The sequence below is a fragment of the Chitinimonas naiadis genome (assembly GCF_054780835.1).
The window spans coordinates 1,696,924-1,713,969 of record NZ_BAAGVO010000004.1; the positions used below are offsets into that span (position 1 = coordinate 1,696,924).

The 17,046-nt window shown below is 63.5% G+C and carries 14 protein-coding genes; 5 read left to right on the plus strand and 9 right to left on the minus strand.

Annotated elements, in window-relative coordinates; genetic code table 11:
• Positions 1-32 precede the first annotated feature (32 nt).
• Both ACYVHK_RS14195 and rhtA read left to right on the plus strand, forming a co-directional pair.
• Positions 33-2,135, plus strand: a complete 2,103-nt coding sequence (locus ACYVHK_RS14195) for a GGDEF domain-containing protein (RefSeq protein ID WP_460533208.1) — start codon at positions 33-35, stop codon at positions 2,133-2,135.
• 92 nt (positions 2,136-2,227) lie between these two features.
• Positions 2,228-3,109: a threonine/homoserine exporter RhtA gene (gene rhtA, locus ACYVHK_RS14200; protein ID WP_460533211.1), complete on the plus strand. Its 882-nt coding sequence runs from the start codon at positions 2,228-2,230 to the stop codon at positions 3,107-3,109.
• 14 nt (positions 3,110-3,123) lie between these two features.
• On the opposite strand, the gene ACYVHK_RS14205 is transcribed toward rhtA, so the two are convergent.
• The 4 genes from ACYVHK_RS14205 to ada are packed head-to-tail and all read right to left on the minus strand — an operon-like array spanning position 3,124 to position 5,815.
• Positions 3,124-3,315, minus strand: coding sequence for a hypothetical protein (locus ACYVHK_RS14205; RefSeq protein ID WP_460533214.1), 192 nt, complete (start codon positions 3,313-3,315; stop codon positions 3,124-3,126).
• 3 nt (positions 3,316-3,318) lie between these two features.
• Positions 3,319-3,966: an alpha-ketoglutarate-dependent dioxygenase AlkB gene (gene alkB / locus ACYVHK_RS14210; RefSeq protein ID WP_460533217.1), complete on the minus strand. Its 648-nt coding sequence runs from the start codon at positions 3,964-3,966 to the stop codon at positions 3,319-3,321.
• Positions 3,963-4,739 (minus strand): 2OG-Fe(II) oxygenase, encoded by a 777-nt coding sequence (locus tag ACYVHK_RS14215; RefSeq protein ID WP_460533220.1) that lies wholly within the window; start codon positions 4,737-4,739, stop codon positions 3,963-3,965. The genes alkB and ACYVHK_RS14215 overlap by 4 nt, the downstream gene beginning before the upstream one ends.
• Entirely contained in the window at positions 4,736-5,815 is a 1,080-nt protein-coding gene (gene ada / locus ACYVHK_RS14220) for a bifunctional transcriptional activator/DNA repair enzyme AdaA (RefSeq protein ID WP_460533223.1), read from the minus strand. Before ada ends, ACYVHK_RS14215 begins: the two co-directional genes overlap by 4 nt.
• Positions 5,816-6,027: 212 nt before the next feature.
• Between ada and ACYVHK_RS14225 the strand changes: the two genes are divergently transcribed.
• Positions 6,028-6,693, plus strand: coding sequence for a DNA-3-methyladenine glycosylase family protein (locus ACYVHK_RS14225; RefSeq protein ID WP_460533226.1), 666 nt, complete (start codon positions 6,028-6,030; stop codon positions 6,691-6,693).
• On the opposite strand, the gene ACYVHK_RS14230 is transcribed toward ACYVHK_RS14225, so the two are convergent.
• Positions 6,677-7,096, minus strand: coding sequence for a GNAT family N-acetyltransferase (locus tag ACYVHK_RS14230; RefSeq protein ID WP_460533229.1), 420 nt, complete (start codon positions 7,094-7,096; stop codon positions 6,677-6,679). The genes ACYVHK_RS14225 and ACYVHK_RS14230 overlap by 17 nt on opposite strands.
• A gap of 413 nt (positions 7,097-7,509) precedes the next feature.
• On the opposite strand from ACYVHK_RS14230, the gene ACYVHK_RS14235 reads away from it, so the two are divergent.
• Together ACYVHK_RS14235 and ACYVHK_RS14240 are read left to right on the plus strand one after the other, a co-directional pair.
• On the plus strand, positions 7,510-8,565 hold the full coding sequence (locus tag ACYVHK_RS14235) for a diguanylate cyclase (RefSeq protein WP_460533232.1): 1,056 nt from the start codon (positions 7,510-7,512) through the stop codon (positions 8,563-8,565).
• 1 nt (position 8,566) lies between these two features.
• Positions 8,567-12,433, plus strand: coding sequence for a sensor histidine kinase (locus tag ACYVHK_RS14240; protein WP_460533236.1), 3,867 nt, complete (start codon positions 8,567-8,569; stop codon positions 12,431-12,433).
• On the opposite strand, the gene ACYVHK_RS14245 is transcribed toward ACYVHK_RS14240, so the two are convergent.
• The 4 genes from ACYVHK_RS14245 to ACYVHK_RS14260 all read right to left on the minus strand — a co-directional run bounded on the left by ACYVHK_RS14245 (position 12,414) and on the right by ACYVHK_RS14260 (position 16,887).
• A complete protein-coding gene (locus ACYVHK_RS14245; RefSeq protein ID WP_460533240.1) occupies positions 12,414-13,109 on the minus strand; it encodes a general secretion pathway protein GspB in 696 nt (231 codons plus the stop codon). The two genes, ACYVHK_RS14240 and ACYVHK_RS14245, sit on opposite strands and share 20 nt — an antisense overlap.
• Positions 13,109-14,788 (minus strand): ExeA family protein, encoded by a 1,680-nt coding sequence (locus ACYVHK_RS14250; protein WP_460533243.1) that lies wholly within the window; start codon positions 14,786-14,788, stop codon positions 13,109-13,111. Before ACYVHK_RS14250 ends, ACYVHK_RS14245 begins: the two co-directional genes overlap by 1 nt.
• Before the next feature lie 134 nt (positions 14,789-14,922).
• Positions 14,923-15,726 carry an SDR family NAD(P)-dependent oxidoreductase gene (locus ACYVHK_RS14255; RefSeq protein ID WP_460533246.1) on the minus strand — a complete coding sequence of 268 codons (804 nt, stop codon included), beginning with the start codon at positions 15,724-15,726 and terminating at the stop codon, positions 14,923-14,925.
• 222 nt (positions 15,727-15,948) lie between these two features.
• Entirely contained in the window at positions 15,949-16,887 is a 939-nt protein-coding gene (locus tag ACYVHK_RS14260; protein ID WP_460533249.1) for a class I SAM-dependent methyltransferase, read from the minus strand.
• Positions 16,888-17,046 lie beyond the last annotated feature (159 nt).

The window sequence follows — 17,046 nt, forward strand, 5'->3', positions numbered from 1 at the left end:
CGATACGGCCAGGTAGCCCTAACCATAAGGCCATGCAGTCAAAAATCCGCCTCGTCATTACAACCTTGCTGATCAGCCTGATGATCTGGCCATCGACCTTGATGGCCGCAGCGCGAGGCAGTACCGATGTGATTGGAACCCTCGAACAGCAGGCCATGGCGGATCCGGTTGGCACCTTGCCCAGACTACTGGAACTCGGCCCCGGCTTGCCGCCAGATAGCCCGACTTATCGGCGCTACCTGTTTGTTCTCAGTACCACGCAGATGGATGTGGATGACTATGCCGCATCCGAAGCCACCATCAATCGCCTGGCGGATGCCGCCAGGAAAGCAAACGATCTGGCAGGACAATCGCAGGCACTGGCTCGAACCGCCTTGCTGCGCTACCGCCGCGGTGAACTGAGCGGTGTCGTTATACCGGCCCGTGAAGCGCTGCGCCTTGCACGGGAGAGCCGTGAACAACGTGTCCTGAGCCTCGCATACCAGGCCGTAGCGCTAAGTGCCATGCGAGCGAATGACTATGAAATGGCCCTGCAGAACTATCAGCTCGCGCTGAAGCATGTGGATGCGGTGACAACGAATCGCGCTCTGATGCGATCCATACTGCTCAATGGCATCAGCATCCTGCACCAGAAGATGCACAACCTGCCGGTTGCACTGCAGTACAACCAGCAGGCGGAAGAAGCGATCCATGCCTTGCAGGCCCCTGTCCATCAGGGTGCGCTACTGATCAATCGCGGCTACCTGCTGGCTGACCTGGGCAGAAATGAGGAAGCAATCACCGTCGTCAATCGGGCCCTTGCGATGGGAGTGGAATATCAATTGCCGCGCCAGGAAGCGATTGCACGGTTGAACCTCGCCAACATCTATCTCCAGATGAAGGACTACCGCCAAGCCACCAGAGAAGCGCGTGCCAGCTACCTGCTGGCCGATTTTCGCCAACTGATCGGCCTTGCCGCCAACGCCCGCGAAAAGCTCGCCATGGCGTTGGCGGGCCAGGGTGACATCCGTGCGGGCATAACCGAGATGCAGTCAGTCCTGCGCGACTATGAGGACAAGGTGGACAAAGCACAGCGGCTGATTTTCCTGCGGGACTTGCGCAGCCTGTACGAGCAGGCACATGACTACCGCGAGGCGCTTGCTACCTCGAAGGAGCAATTGACGCTGGCAGAGGAGCTGTATGGCGAAGCGCGATCCAATGCCGTCGTGACAATGCAGGAGCAGTTCAATGCCAATGCTCGGGCCGTGGAAATTGAGCGGCTGGGCCGCGAAAACAGACTCAAGGCCACCGAGATCGAGAACAAACAGTTGCAGACCCAGTTAATCATTGCGATCAGCGTGGCCTGCATCCTGGTAGCGGCTCTGGTGCTCGCGCTCTACCGCAAGGTCAGAAACACCAATCAAGCACTGCTCAAGGTCAATGAACAATTGGCGGGCCAATCGGTACGGGATCCGCTGACGGGCCTGTACAACCGGCGCTATCTGCAGGAACAGATGACGCGGCGGGTTGGTCAGCGTCGACGCCAGGCGCAAAGACCACCGATCGAGGCCGCGCAAGACGGGGAGGTACCTGATGCCTTTCTGCTGCTGGACGTGGATTTCTTCAAAAAGATCAATGACAAGTTCGGCCATGCCGCAGGCGATGCGGTACTGGTGGAAGTCGGCCTGCGTTTGAACCAGTTGATGCGTGATACCGATACCGTCATGCGCTGGGGTGGCGAGGAATTCCTGATTCACCTGCACTCGGTGTACGCGCCAGGCATAGAAACGGTCGTACAGCGGGTGCTCGATACCATTGGTGCCCACCCGGTTCACTGGGAGGGACAGAATATCCCAGTGACTGTCTCGATCGGCTGCATCAACCTGCCATTTGCACAAATACCGGAAACAGAACTCGGCTGGGAAGAGGTATTGCAGATCGCCGACATGGCGATGTATCTGAGCAAACATGCAGGTCGCAATCAGGCGACGATCGTCGTCTCGCTGGCAACCGACCTTGAGACGGCGAAACCTGCCTTGTTGCGCGATCTGGACGAAGCCGTCAGGCAAAAGCTCATCAATACCCGATCCGTGCTAGGACCGCCAGCGGCTGACGCGTCATCGCCTACCCTCCAATTGGAAACGCAATCTGGCTAACTCGACACCCGGTGTTGATCCGGTGGGTTAGACTTGGCCGCTCCTTTTCCTCGGCAAGCCTGCCCGGCTTTCCATTGTTTCGCGCTGATCTTATGCACGCCGTCCTGCAACGCTTTACCCTGCTTTTACCGATAAGCTTGCTGATCGGCGCCATGGCTTCGCTGTCCACCGGTTCTTCCATCGCCAAGCGCCTGTTCCCGCTGGTGGGTGCCCAGGGCACGACCGCCCTGCGGGTCGGTCTGGCTGCGCTGATGCTGCTGGCCTTCTGGCGCCCCTGGCGCATGCGGCTCTCGGGCAAGGACAAGCTGGTCATCCTGCGCTATGGCCTGGTCCTGGGCTTCATGAACCTGCTGTTCTATCTCTCGCTCAAGACCATCCCCATTGGCCTGGCTGTCGCGCTCGAATTCACCGGCCCCCTGGCCGTCGTCATCTATGCCTCACGCCGCGCTATCGACTTTGTCTGGATCATCTCAGCCGTGGCCGGCCTGCTGCTCTTGCTGCCGCTTGGCCTCACCGGTACCAGCCTGGACGCCATGGGCGTGACCTATGCACTCGCGGCTGGGGTCTGCTGGGCGCTCTACATCATCTTTGGTCAGCGAGCCGGCCATCTGCATGGTGGTCAGGTCGCGGCCCTGGGCATGAGTACCGCCGCGCTGGTGGTATTGCCCTTCGGCATCGCCCAGGCGGGCAGCGCACTGTTCGACCCGGCCTTGCTACCGGTCGCACTGGTGGTAGCGGTGCTGTCCAGCGCCCTGCCCTACTCCATGGAGATCGTCGCGCTCAAGCACCTGCCCAAGAAGACCTTCGGCATTCTGCTGAGCCTGGAGCCAGCCATGAGTGCGCTGGCGGGTTTCGTGCTGTTGCAGGAGCAATTGACCGGTACGCAATGGCTGGCGATGGCCGGCATCATCATCGCCTCGATCGGCAGTGCCGCAACCGCCCGGCCCAATAGTCCGACTGCCATGCTGGAATGAACGGAGCCTCGTGTTCATTCCTGATCGCGAAGGCGGCTGATGCCCTCCGCGTCGATCCGGTACCGCTCACCGCTCGGTAGCTGCAAGATCCTGTCGCCCTGCCGACGGGCCAGCCCGGCACCTATCAGCGCGGCCAGTGCCGCCATGACCAGCTGTCGCTCGCGCCGGCCAGATGCCGGTTCCATCGCGTCGATGATCTGCGCCATACGCTACCTCGCCTTGCGGAAAGTCAGGTTGATGCGCTGCGACCCCAGCAAGGGGTGGTGGCCAGCCTTGAGTGCCAGCACGCCGTGATAGTACAGGCGGGCGGCTCCGCCCCAGACCACCACATCGCCGTGGGCCAACGGCACGCGTTGCGTCGGATCGCCGCGCCGCGCGCCTCCAAACAGGAACACGGCCGGCAAGCCCAGCGAGACCGACACGATCGGAGCGGTGTAGTCCTGCTCGTCCTTGTCCTGATGCAGCGATAGCCGGGCGCCGATCTCATAGCGATTGATCAGGCAGGCATCCGGCTCGAAACCGGCAAAGCCGGCACTGGCAGCCGCCTGCCGGGCCAACTGGCGGAATTCGGCTGGCATTGCCGGCCAGGCTTGGCCGGACTCAGGGTCAATCGCATCGTATCGGTAACCCGTGGGATCGCTGACCCAGCCGTAGTCCCCGCAATTGCTCATGGCCACCGACATGCGATAACCGCCGGGCGTGATCAGGTGACGCCATGGCGCGACGGCGATCACCGCCTGCACGGCATCAAGCAGCGCGTGTTGCTGTGGCAAGGCGTAGGCGCGCAACACGGTAGCGCCCGGGCACAGCGTTTCCTGCCAGGCCTGCATCTGGTCTGCAAACAGGTCGTGGTTCATAGGGCGTCGTGAAAGATCACGCCCAAGGTATGGCGTTGGCCGGATCGTACCCGGCTCACGCCGTGCCGCAGGTTGACCCGATAGACGCCTCGCGCGCCCTGCACCGGTCGCTGATGCACCGCAAACAGCACGGCATCCCCCTGCCTGAGCGAGACAACCTCCGGCCGCGACTGCATGTGTGGCCGTTGTTCGGTCAGTACAAACTCACCGCCGCTGAAGTCACGCCCCGGCTCGGAGAGCAGGATGGCGAGCTGAATCGGGAATACCTGTTCACCGTAGAGATCCTGATGCAGGCAGTTGTAGTCATCCACACCATACTGCAGCAGCAAGGGGGTAGGCCGGCATTGCCCCGCAGCGTGGCACCGGGCGATGAAAGCGGCATGGTCATCGGGATAGCGGACTTCGTTCCCCATGGCGGCTTGCCAGCGGTTGGCGATGGGCACCAACAGCGGGTAGACGGCAGCACGCAGTTGGGCGACCAGATCCGGCAGGGGGTAGCGGAAATACTGGTACTCCCCACGGCCGAAGCCATGCCGCTCCATGACCACGCGGCTACGAAAACAGTCAGGCTGCGGGTACAGCCCTGCGAGTCCTTCGCACTCCGCCGGGCTCAGGAGACCGGGCAGGATGGCGCAGCCCTGCGCATCCAGCGCCTGCGCCAGTGCCTCACCATCGAGGTTGGCCAGGCGATCCGTGATCGGCCCGGCGACTGAGCCCTGGAAGGAAAATGGCGTTGGCGCGATCGCCAGCGCCTGCTGCATCGGCGCGTTCATGCCTGTGATTCCTTGTCGAGCAAGGCCCGCTTGCGCTCCACGCCCCAGCGATACCCGGACAGGCTGCCATCGTTACGCACGACCCGATGGCAGGGTATGGCCACCGCCAAGGCATTGGCGGCGCATGCCCCCGCTACCGCCCTGACTGCCCTGGGTGAGCCGATACGCTCGGCGATCTGGCTGTAGCTCGCCGTCTCGCCCGGCGGAATGGCGCGCAGTGCCTGCCAGACCCGTTGCTGGAAGGCGGTGCCGCGAATATCCAGTGGTAGTGTCAACCCCAGGGACGGGGCTTCGACGAAGCCGACGACCTCGGCCACCATCCGCGCATAGGCGGGGTCGTCACCGGTCAGCCGGGCTTCGGGGAACTGGTCCTGCAGGTCACGCGCCAGCGCATCCGGATCGTCGCCAAGCAGGATCGCGCAGACGCCACGCTCGCTCTGCGCCACCAGAATGGCGCCCAGGGAGCATTGGCCGATCGCAAAGTGGATGACCGCATCCTTGCCTCCGCTGCGGTATCGGGTGGGTGTCATTCCCAACAGGGCGCCGGCTTCCTCATAGAAGCGGCCGCCAGAGTTATAACCCGCATCGAAGATCGCCTCGGTCACCGTCCCCTTTCGAGCAAGGCCGTCGCGCACCCTCTGCGCCCGGTGGGCGACGGCGTACTCGCGCGGTGTCAGCCCGGTCACCATCTTGAAGACGCGATGGAAGTGATAGCTGCTGACCCCCACCTGTTCCGCAAGCGCATGGAGGCTGGGCACGGACTCCGCCGTCTCGATGATGCGGCAGGCTTCCGTCACCTTGCTGGCGTACTGCTCCAACAGGCTGGGCTGGTCGGGCTTGCAGCGCTTGCAGGGCCGGAACCCGGCAGTCTCCGCCTCGGCACGGCTGGCATGGAAGCGCACATTCTCCGGCCGGGCGGCGCGGGCGGCACAGGAGGGACGGCAGTACACGCCGGTAGTCCTGACCGAGTAATAGAAGCTGCCGTCGGCGCTCGGGTCCCGCGCCTTGACCTGTGCCCAGCGCGGATCCCGTTCGGTATCGGCAGCCAGTTCAGCGGGTTTCGCAGAGACGTTCATGAGCTTGTCCTTTCAACATTCCACAGTGTGAACGGGAATGTATCGCCAGCGTTCCGGTACCACACTCCGAAGCTTGCGCCCGAATCCGCATCCAGGCCAACGGGCGCGAGCGGCGCAAGAAACCAGGTGCGCTATCGTGCCGAAAGGGTTCGAATGCCGCCAAGAGTGGCAGCCGGCTGCAACAGACTAGATGATATGCCCACGACACCAACATGATGAAGGACCCGATGGATCACCCGTATGAAACCGCCAGTCGCTTCCTGGCCGGCATCGATGCCGACTGGGCCGGCCTGATCGCCGAAGTCGGCCCTTGCCGCCACGCGACCCAGCCCGGCCGTGAACCCTACGAGGCGCTGATGCGGGCTGTCGCGCACCAGCAGCTACATGGCAAGGCGGCGGAGGCAATCCTGGCACGCATGGTGGCGCTTTATGCCGGCCAGGACTTTCCCACCCCGGCACAGCTACTAGCGACCGATACGGCGACGCTGCGCGCCTGCGGTTTTTCCGCCCGCAAGGTCGACACCTTGCGTGGCATTGCCGACGCGGCAGAAAGCGGTCTGGTGCCGAGCCGCGAACAAGCACGGGACATCGACGACGAAGCGCTGATCACCCGGCTGACCAGCCTGCCCGGCATAGGCCGCTGGACGGTGGAGATCATGCTGATCTACAACCTGGAGCGTCAGGACATCCTGCCAGTGGACGACTTCGGGGTGCGTGAGGGTTACCGCCATCTCAAATCGCTGCCGGCCCAGACCACGCCTCGGGCACTGGCACGCATCGGCGAGGCATGGGCGCCTTACAGGACCGTCGCGGCCTGGTATCTGTGGCGGGTACCCGAGTTGCCGACCTACCGGAAGGCGGTCAAGCCAGCGGTTTGAGCAGCACCCAGCGGGTGAATCCGGGCACGTAGTCCGGAATGCTTGCCAGCAGACGATAGCCCCGGCGGCCATACATTTCTGCCGTATCGCCCAGCAGGGTATCGAGCAGAGCATCCTGGCAGCCCTGAAAGGCCGCCGCTTCTTCCAGCGTGGTCAGTAAGCGGCTGCCTATGCCCTGGCCACGGTGGATTTCCTCGACCCAGAGGTACTCCACGAACAGCCGGCCCAGTTCCAGTCGGCCGCTCGCGCCAGCCACCAGGTGCTTGCCATCCCGGACAAAGCAGGCCAGATGCTGGACATCATCCCCCGCCAGCATGCGCCCATGGGTGAGGACCCCTTCCCTGATCGTCGCCAGGTCTGCGGCCGTCGGCTGCCAATCCAGGGTCCAATGCAGTTCATCCATGTTTTCCTCCAACCAGACTGGCGTTTCTTTGCTCGGTGGTCGGCTGCCTGAACGCTCACGCAAGAGTGACGAGAATCGGCAGCTTCTGCCAAAAAACCACAGTTAGTGACCTATTTAGCACTATGTCATCAACATAGCATCCCGAGATGCGCTACCCTTCCGTGCCTGATGCTGGCATCGCCACGCCATATGAATCAAGCGATTAACAACAATACCCGTGTAAGCCACGGAAAGTGAAAAGCCAGAGGCGCTTTCGCCATCCCCTAATCTGAGGATGGCGCAGGGATGGGGTTCTTATATAAGCTTTTGGCGATTTACAGGTAAAAACCGACAGGGCCGTCAAAAACGGCACGCGTAGCTGACTCGGCCGGCTCATAAGCCAGCTGGCAATTCGATGTACGCAGGGGGATTTTTTGAACGTCACGCAAGAAGATGATGACTTCGACTGGCTGCCAGAGAGCCCGTCAGGCCACGCCATGTCGACGGCGCGTCCCTGGAAGATATTGATCGTCGACGACGACGAGCAGATCCATACCGTTACCCGCCTCAATCTGCGCGCCGTCACCTTTCGAGGCCGGCCGCTGCAACTGATCAGCGCGACCACCAGCGCCATGGCTTGCAAGCTCCTGCGCACGGAGCAGGATATAGCACTGGCCCTGATCGACGTGGTCATGGAAAACGAGCAAAGTGGCCTGGAGCTGGCTCGCTACGTGCGCGAGACCTTGCAGAACCGGGAGATCCGCCTGGTACTGCGCACCGGCCAGCCTGGCCAGGCGCCGGAGCAGGATGTGATCGTGCAGTTCGAGGTCGACGGCTACAAGGACAAGACCGAGCTGACCGCCAGCAAGCTGTTCAGTTGCGTGATCACCGCCTTGCGGACCTATGAGTACGTCACTGCGCTCAACAGCCTCAATGCGGAGCTCGAGGCACGCGTTGCCATCCGTACCGCCGAGCTGGAACGCCTGGCAATGATCGACCCGCTGACCGGTGCCGGCAACCGCCGCCATCTCGAGGCCCGGGCCGACGCCGAGTGTGCCAACGCCCAGCGCAACCAGACGCCGCTGGCGCTGATTACCTTCGATATCGATCACTTCAAGCAGATCAACGATACCTGGGGGCATACCGCAGGTGACGAAGTACTGTGCGAGGTGGTCAACCTGACCCGTGTCTATCTTCGCCCGCACGACTTCCTGGCCCGGGTAGGCGGTGAGGAATTCGTCATCCTGCTGCCGGGCGCCGACCTGCCAGCCGCCACGCTGGTTGCAGAGCGCCTGCAGGCCGGCATCGCCGCCATGCAGGTCGGGACCAATCACGGCGCTATCCGGCTGACCGCGAGCTTCGGCGTGACCTTGCACTGCGGCGAAGCCCGCTTGATCGAAGTGCTCGAGCGTGCCGACACCGCCCTCTATCAAGCCAAGCACAACGGTCGCAATCAGGTTGTCAGCATCGCTGATCACGCCTTGTCCTGATGTGAAAGACGAACGCCTGGCTCACCACCCAGCAACGCAGATATCGCCCGGGCTCATCCGCCGCTTCGCAGCGGCGGTGTCGATCTGCCTTGCCATGACCAGCCATGCGGCAGCGCCGGTGGACTGGATGGAGCTGGTCGAACCGGTATTTTCCCATGCCGCACCCAGTGAATTGCCGTCACCGAGCGTGATGACCATGGCGCAGGACGGGCAGGGTTTTTTGTGGGTCGGTACCCAGGGTGGGCTGGCGCGATATGACGGCTACCGTTTCAAATCCTTCTCGCCCCGCCCCGGGGACCCGACCGGGCTGCCGGACGGCAATATCAGCAAGCTGATGGTCGATAGCCGCGGCCAGCTCTGGCTCGGCATGCAGACCAGCGGGCTGGTGCGCTACCAGGCGGCAACCGAGACCTTCCGCACCTGGGGCGCAGACGAAACCGGCCGGCATGGCCCCTACAGTGCAGCCATCAATACCTTGCTGGAAGCCGACAACGGGCAGCTCTGGCTCGGCGGCAATGCCGGGCTGGAGCGTTTCAACCCGCTCAATGGCCGCAGCGAAGCCTTCCCGCTCGAGCCTGGCGATGCACCGCCACCGGAGGTCTTCGCGCTGCTGCGTGACCGTGCCGGCATGTTATGGGTCGGCACCTCTCGTGGTCTGTTCCGTCAGCGCGGCCATGGCGGCGGGTTCGATCCCGTCAGCCTGGGCGCTGTGGCAGCCGGCCCCAGCGGCAGCCATGTGCTGAGTTTGTATGAAGACAGCGACGAGCAGCTCTGGCTGGGCATGACCAATGCGGTTCTGGTACTGGATCGCTCGAACAAGGTACTGGCCCGCTTCCAGAGCGAGAAAGGCAAGCTGAACAGCCTGGCGCCCGGCCCCCAGCAAACCCTGATCGAGGTTGCGCCGGGCATCATCTGGGCTGGCTCGCGTCAGGCCGGCCTGTCCAGGATCGATCTGGCGCATCGGCGGGTATTGCGCTTTTCGCCCAACCCGGACGGCAGCAGCCCCCTCGCCAGTACCGTCACCGGCCTACTGCGCGACCGGTCCGGCCTGATCTGGGTGTCCGGCTTCAACGGTGAGCTAGCCTGGCATAACCCGCAGAGCCACGGTCTGCATACCCTGACGCTGGCCCAGCGCAACCTTGGCGTGCAGGATGGCAATGCACTGGCCGTGACCAGCCTATCCGACGGACAGCTGCAGGTCGGACTCAAGGATGGCAACCTGCTCAGCCTCGCCGCCGGGCCAGGCGCCCCGCGGATCAGCCAGCGGTCGCCGAATGGCTCCACCATCTTCGATCTCAGCCCGGCATCGGACGGCGGCGTCTGGATCGGCACACGCGACGGCCTGTGCAAGGAAGACAAGCATCGCAATCGTCTGCAGTGCCCTGCCCTGCCCGGCGTGCTCGAGCGGCAGTCGGTACGTCGTGTGGCGGAGTCTGCCAGCACCCTGTGGCTGGGTACGCCCGAAGGCTTGGTGGCGCACGACAAGAAGACCGGCCAGAACCGACTCTACCAGCAAGGCAATGGCCCGGACTCGCTGGTGCACAAGCTGGTTCTGTCCCTGCTGCTCGATAGCCACGAACGACTCTGGGTAGGGACGCGAGCGGGGCTGGATCGTATCGACCCGACCAGCAAGGAGATCCGGCATTTCCGCCACGACCCGGCGAATACCGACAGCCTGGGCCCTGGCAGCGTAGTGACCCTGCTTGAAGACCGGCAGGGACGGATCTGGGCGGGTGCCACTGGCGGCTCCCTGAATGTGATGAGCGAGCGAGCCGATGGCAGTATGGCGATACGCCGTATCGACCAGCGCGACGGGTTGCCGCACAGCAACGTTTGTGGCCTGGCGGAAGACCCGGCGGGCCAGGTCTGGGCCAGCACCCCTAAGGGCGTGGCGCTGATCAATCCGGTCTCGTTCAAGACTCGCGGCATGGGCCGGGCGGACGGCATCGCCATCCAGGATTGCTGGGCGGGTTCGGTGGCCCAAGCCACGGATGGCACCATCATCTTCGGCGGTGGCGGCGGCCTGTCCATCGTCAGCCCGGGCGCCACGGCGAGCTGGGATTACGCCCCGCCACTGGTAATCAGCAGCTTGAGCGTCAACCACCAGTCCATCCCGGTGGGCCAACTGGCGCATGGCGATATCGAACTGCCCGCCGCAGGTCGTGACCTGTCGGTCGAATTCGCCGCGCTCGACTTCTCCGGTCCGGAGACCCTGCGCTATGCCTACCGGCTGGTCGGCTATGACGACGACTGGATCGAAACCGATGCGACTCATCGGGTCGCCACCTATACCAACCTCGCACCGGGCAGCTACAAGCTGGAACTGCGCAGTACCAACCGCGCTGGGGACTGGACCAGCCAGAGACTGACCTTCGCCATCAGTGCCCAACCGGCCTGGTACGAGACACTATGGTTCCGAGCCCTGCTGATCTCGCTGGGTCTGCTGGCCATCCTGGTCGCCATGCAGCTGCGTACGGCCATTCTGCGTCGCCGCCAGCGTGCTACCGAGGCCATCGTTGCCCAACGTACCCGGGAACTCTCGGAATCCGCCGCCGTGCTGGCGCAGCTCAGTGCCATCGGCCAGGAGATTACGGCCAGCCTGGACCCGCAGGCGGTGTTCAACATCCTGGAGCAGCATATCGGGCAGATGCTCGATGTCCGGGTACTGACCATCTACCGCATTGAGCCTGAAGACGGCCGGCTGCATCGTATCTACGGCAAGGACGGCACCGAGGCGTTGCTCAAGCCCGAGTACATCGACCTGGATGACCCGCATGCCAACAGCGCCCGTGCCGTGCGTGAGCGGCGTGAAATCCTGATCGAGCGTCGCCAGGGTGAGATATCGGCATCCCATATCCCCGGCACCCGGCCGATGTATACGCTGCTGTTTGCGCCCCTGGCGGTGGGTGAACGCATACTCGGGGTGATGTCGATCCAGACCACCAGCATCAATGCCTACGGCGAGCAGGAATGTTTGATTTTCCGCAGCCTGTGCGCCTTTGGCGCGGTCGCACTGGATAACGCCAGTGCCTACCACGATCTGGACCAGACCCTGGTCAAGCTCAAGGAAACTCAGGCCAAGCTGCTGCAGCAGGAAAAACTGGCCTCACTGGGGCAACTGGTGGCGGGCATCGCCCATGAGATCAACACCCCGCTGGGCGTGGCCGTAGCGGCAGCATCGCAACTGGATGGCGAGACGCGGCGCATGAGCACACTGGCGGCTGATGGTCGGCTCAAGCGCTCCGAACTGGCGGATTTCCTCACCCTGTCGCATGAGTTGTCTGGCCTGCTGCTGAACAGCAGCCAGCGCGCCAGCGGCTTGATCCGAAGCTTCAAGCAGGTATCGGCCGATCAGGCGAGCGACGCTTTGCGGGATATCGACCTGCCACAGTACGTGGGCGAGGTGTTGCGGACGTTGGAGCCGATGCTGCGTCGCTCAGGCGTCAGCGTGCGAGTAGAAGGCATCGACACGCTGCTCATGCAGTCCTATCCCGGGCCGATTGCGCAGGTACTGACCAATTTGCTGCAGAACGCGCTGCTGCACGCCTTCGAGGGCGTGAACGATCCCAGTCTGACCATCACCGTGGCCGCGGCATCGCCCGAGCTGGCGATGCTGATCGTCAGCGACAACGGCAACGGCATGCCGGCGGACGTCCGCAACAAGGTATTCGAGCCCTTCTTCACCACCAAGCGTAACCAGGGCGGCACGGGCTTGGGCATGCATATCATCCACAACCTCGTCACAGGTCCGCTCGGCGGCGAGATCAGCCTCGACAGCCAGCCCGGCCAAGGCACCACCGTGCGCATCACGCTGGCACGCCAGCCGGTGCTGCAGAACCCGCAACTGGTCAGCGCACCCCCGCCTTGAAACGGTAGCCTTTATAGCTGTAGATCATGCCCTCGCTGGTGATCTCTTCCAGCCTCAGCCCGGCGACCAGGCTATCACCTTCATGCAGTGGCTTGTTATTGACGATCACCATCCGGTCCTTGCGCTGGCTGGAGTAGCTGTGCACCAGCACCGTCATGGCGGGTATGCCTTGCCGGATCGCGGGCGGGAGCGATTCCAGCGCCATGGTTTCTTCGGAAGCGCTCACGGCGGGCTCGCGGCTGGGCGGTACGGGCTTCGGCTCGGCGGCCTTCGGCGACGCAACGGGACTGCCCTGCGGGGATTGAGCTGGTGCAGGCAAGGGTAGCGCAACCGGCGGGGCCGCCGGCGGCGCAACAGCAGCCACAGGTGGCATTACGGGCTCGGCCGTTTGTGCGGCGGGTACGGCTTGCGCAGCAGGCGCCGGCGGCGTGGCGGCGACGACCGTCTGCGGGATGGCCGGCGTCACGGCCTGGGAGGCGGCCGCTGCCGGGCGCCACGGTTGCCACCAGCCGATCAGCACGCCCGCCGCCAGCAGCACCGCAGCCAGCAGGCCATAGGCCCAATAGGCCGGAACGGGTCGTTCCGGCTGGCTGCTGACCGGGGTCTGCAGCGTGGGGACGGCACCGCGCTGTCGTTCCTGTTCGGCTTTCTGCAAGGCGTCGAGTATGTAGGACATTATTTGCCCCCCTGCGTGAGGGTCGGTGCCGTCGCGTCACCCAGATTGCTGAGCCTGACCAGGGTCTGCATCCCGACCTGGCCATCCGGTGCCAGGCCCTGACTCCATTGATACTGTTTCAGCCGGCCTCGCAAGGCATCATCGAACTCCAGCGGCACGTCCGCCGCCGGTGCAATGTGATCCGCATACTGCAGCTGGCGCGCCAGCCAGTTGACGGCGCTACCGCGGTCACCCGGCCGTATCTTCTCTACGGCGGCCTCGGGGGCGCGCCATAGCAGGGTGTAGCGGCCCGACCAGTGATTGGCCAGCGTGGACAGCGCCACCTGGCGTCGATGCCCCCCGAAATCCAGCGTGGCGGTCTGCGCATCCAGCGCCCGCAAGGTCACCATGAACTCTTCCCCATCGCTCAGGTAGAGCGCCACCGGACGGTTGAGCTGACGCAGCTCATCAAGCCCGCCACGGGCGGTACGGCAGCGCAGGCTGGTTCCGGCACCACAAGGCGTGCCCGCGGTATAGGCCAGTCCCCAGGCCTGATAGAGAGAGGCATAGGCCAGATCGGCACTTTCCTCCCTAGGCACGGCCTCCGGCCAGATCAGCGGCGCCAGCATGGCCTCGGTCACGACCGGTGCGGCGGGCCGGGTCGCCACGGCAGGTGGCATGGCTGGCACCGGCGCAGGCGCTACCGTCTTGATGGGTTTGCCGGGCTTGGCGGGTTCGGCCGAGGCAGCCGACGGCGCGGTCTTGGGCCACTGCTGCCAGAGCGAGAATGTCAGTGCGACGGCCGCCGTCGCGCTGAGCGCCAGCGTGGCGGCCGATAGCCAGGCTGGGCGCGAGCTTGCAGCGGCGACCCTGCGGCCTGGCAGGACCTCATTGGCAGCCCGCAGTAGGACTCGGCGGCTGACGACTTCGCGACCTTCGGTATAGGTGCCGAGCAAGGCACGATCACACAGCAGGTTCAGCAGCCGGGGCACGCCACCGCTGAGGCGATAGAGCAGGCCGATCAGGCGATCAGGAAACAGTTTGCGATTACAGCCGGCCACCTGCAGGCGATGCTGCACGTAGCTGGCTACCTCCTCGCGACTCAGGGCATCAAGGTGGTAACGCGCCACGACGCGTTGCGCCAATTGTCGCAGCGAGGGTTGGGCCAGCATGTCGTCCAGTTCCGGCTGGCCTACCAGGATGATCTGTAGCAACTTGCGCTTATTGGTCTCGAGATTGGTGAGCAAGCGCATCTGCTCCAGCACGTCAGCCGAAAGATTCTGCGCTTCGTCGATGATCAGCACGGCATGACGACCATGCGCGTGGCCTGCCAGCAGGAAGGCATTGAGTGCGTCCACCAGGGCCTTGATGCTCTGCTGCTGCAGCGGCACCACGATACCGAATTCGCTGCACAGGGTGGCCAGCAACTCCTCGGCCGTCAGCTTGGGGTTGAAGATGTAGGCGAGATCACAGGTCTCGGGTATCTGTTCCAGCAGGCAGCGACAGACCGTGGTCTTGCCGGCGCCCACCTCTCCGCTCAGCAGCACAAAGCCACCATCGCCGCTCAGACCATACAGCAGATGCGCCAGGGCCTCTTTATGGCGTTGGCTCATATAGAGATAGCGGGGGTCCGGCGCGATCGAGAACGGTGCTTCGCTGAGCGCAAAGTGGTTCAGGTACATGACAGCCCAGTAGTACACAAAGGGCCTGCATTATCGCGCAATCATCGTCACCGTGCCGGAATCCCCATCGCAGCGCGCGACCGGGGATGGGATACCCCTGGTCGCGTGCTGCTGCAAGCAACGGCGCCTGACTGCCGCCGTGCCGTGGTCGCTTACTGTTGGCTGTAACGGGCAGCCGGTTTGCTGATGGAAAGCTTCGGTGCCAGCGCCAGGCGGGCCTGCAGGTAGTGGTTCCAGTCGGCAATGTCCTGCAGAGGCGGGATGGTGACTAGCTCACCCTGGTCCAGGCCAACCAGGGCTGCATCCACCATGTCGTCCACGCCCATGACCATCTCGGCCGGGAATGCGTTGACGTCCACGCCGGAACGTTCCCAGATTTCGGTGCGGGTAGCACCGGGCAGCACGGCCTGTACCCGTACCCCGAGCGGAGCCAGATCGCGTTGCAGGGCGTGGGTCATATTGAGCACGAAGGCCTTGGTCCCGCTATAGACGCCGTCGAACAGTTCTGGCGCCAGGGCAAGTACGGAGGCGAGGTTGATGATGGTGCCCCGCTTGCGGGCAGCGAACGCCGCGGCGGCGATGCTCGCCAGCCGCATGACGGCAACGACGTTGAGCTGCAGCATGGCGTCGAACTGGTCGACATTCCCGCCGATGAAGCTACCACCCACGCTCATGCCGGCATTGTTGAGCAGCAGGCTGATGGCGGCATCGTCGCGCAAGCGGGCTTCCACCTTGGCAAGGTCGGCCTTGTTGGTCAGGTCGGCCTTGAGGGCCTCAACCTTGACGCCGGTTTCCTGCGTCAACCGGGCAGCCAGCGCCTGCAGGCGCGGCAGGTCACGTGCAACCAGGACCAGGTCATAGCCACGCTTGGCCAGGCGATCTGCATATACGGCGCCGATGCCGGTGGAAGCGCCGGTGATGAGAGCGGTACCGAGGGTGTTGGTTTGCGTCGTCATTGTCTTGCTCCTTGCACCGGTTGATGGCCGGTAATGGGTTCAGGGTGTGCCTTGCGATCAATTACATTACATTCGTAATGATTAAATTATATGTCGATCGACATCTATCAAGTCAAGCAAAATAGATAGCGCACAAACAATGTGGACGACGGACGGTCATCGCCGGCGGAACGGACAGGTGGAAAACAGGCCGGCAAAAGCCGGCCTGTCTGTCGTGCTTACTTACTTCCGGGCCGCGACCAGAAAGGTCAGCCCGGCGCCACAGTCCCAGTAACGGTCGACATCCAGCAAATGCTGCGTGGCCGCCTGCAGCGCAGGACGCTCGGCGGTATAGCGCCGGATGAAGGCGGCATCCTCCGGCGTGAGCCAGGGTAGCCAGCGCTCGACATGGGCGTCCCATACGGCATTACGTTCCGGGCTCAGTCCATCCCGTATTTCGCCGCGGTTGGCGAGGCTTTCGGCATCAGCGGCCCCAGGCAACAGGGGGGATGCCTTGTCGGACAGATGGCTTTGTATCCCTTCGAAGCCTGCCTCCTGAAACAGCATGGCCAATCGGCATCCCAGCGACGAGTCCCCCTCCCCGGCCAGGCGTTTGCCGGTTTCGCACAGCAAGCGGTAACGATAGGCCTCAAGGCGCTCGGCGGCCGACCAATCCTGCTCCAGGGCATAAAGCATCGCGGCATTGGCAAGATTGCTCGGCTCTGCGCATATCACCCAGCCACCAGGCCTGACTACGCGGCGCATTTCACGCAGGGCGGCGAGCGGATCAGCCAGGTGGATCAGCACGGTCTGGCAGGTGACCACATCGAAGCTGTCATCGGCAAAAGGCAGTTGAGTAGCATCGCCGGCCTGCACGGTGAGCTCGTCGCCGTGGGCCTGGAAGTAGCGTGTCAAGGCGGGCTCACCCTGCGCCCACTTGGGGTCCCGGTCCACACCGGTCACGCTTACGCCGCGGGGTAGATGCGGCAGCAAGGCCCGGCTCCAGTGGCATTGCCCGCAGCCGACATCAAGCAGGCTTGAGCTTGAATCAAGCTGCCAGCGCTGGACCATCAGCGCCAGAAAGTCGGCATTCCACCAGTAGTCGCGATAGGCACCGAAATACTCTTCGGAATGGGCAAGCGGTACGGCTGCCGACGTCGTCGGCAATTTGAGGTAGGTCATGAGTTGCATCCTGTAGAAACGTAAAGACACAGCCAGCGCGCAGACAGACTGGCTGGGTATCGGGGTACGGCAACGTTTCAAACAGGCATTACATCGGCAACTCACTCACAGATCAGGAAGGAGGATTCGATCTTAACCGACACCGGACAAGGAGGGAAT

What these genes read in the sequence shown, in the direction of transcription:
- ACYVHK_RS14195 (WP_460533208.1), top strand. Translation starts at nt 33, where the DNA reads ATGCAGTCAAAAATCCGCCTCGTCATTACAACCTTGCTGATCAGCCTG.
- rhtA (WP_460533211.1), top strand. Translation starts at nt 2,228, where the DNA reads ATGCACGCCGTCCTGCAACGCTTTACCCTGCTTTTACCGATAAGCTTG.
- ACYVHK_RS14205 (WP_460533214.1), bottom strand. Translation starts at nt 3,315, where the DNA reads ATGGCGCAGATCATCGACGCGATGGAACCGGCATCTGGCCGGCGCGAG.
- alkB (WP_460533217.1), bottom strand. Translation starts at nt 3,966, where the DNA reads ATGAACCACGACCTGTTTGCAGACCAGATGCAGGCCTGGCAGGAAACG.
- ACYVHK_RS14215 (WP_460533220.1), bottom strand. Translation starts at nt 4,739, where the DNA reads ATGAACGCGCCGATGCAGCAGGCGCTGGCGATCGCGCCAACGCCATTT.
- ada (WP_460533223.1), bottom strand. Translation starts at nt 5,815, where the DNA reads ATGAACGTCTCTGCGAAACCCGCTGAACTGGCTGCCGATACCGAACGG.
- ACYVHK_RS14225 (WP_460533226.1), top strand. Translation starts at nt 6,028, where the DNA reads ATGATGAAGGACCCGATGGATCACCCGTATGAAACCGCCAGTCGCTTC.
- ACYVHK_RS14230 (WP_460533229.1), bottom strand. Translation starts at nt 7,096, where the DNA reads ATGGATGAACTGCATTGGACCCTGGATTGGCAGCCGACGGCCGCAGAC.
- ACYVHK_RS14245 (WP_460533240.1), bottom strand. Translation starts at nt 13,109, where the DNA reads ATGTCCTACATACTCGACGCCTTGCAGAAAGCCGAACAGGAACGACAG.
- ACYVHK_RS14255 (WP_460533246.1), bottom strand. Translation starts at nt 15,726, where the DNA reads ATGACGACGCAAACCAACACCCTCGGTACCGCTCTCATCACCGGCGCT.
- ACYVHK_RS14260 (WP_460533249.1), bottom strand. Translation starts at nt 16,887, where the DNA reads ATGACCTACCTCAAATTGCCGACGACGTCGGCAGCCGTACCGCTTGCC.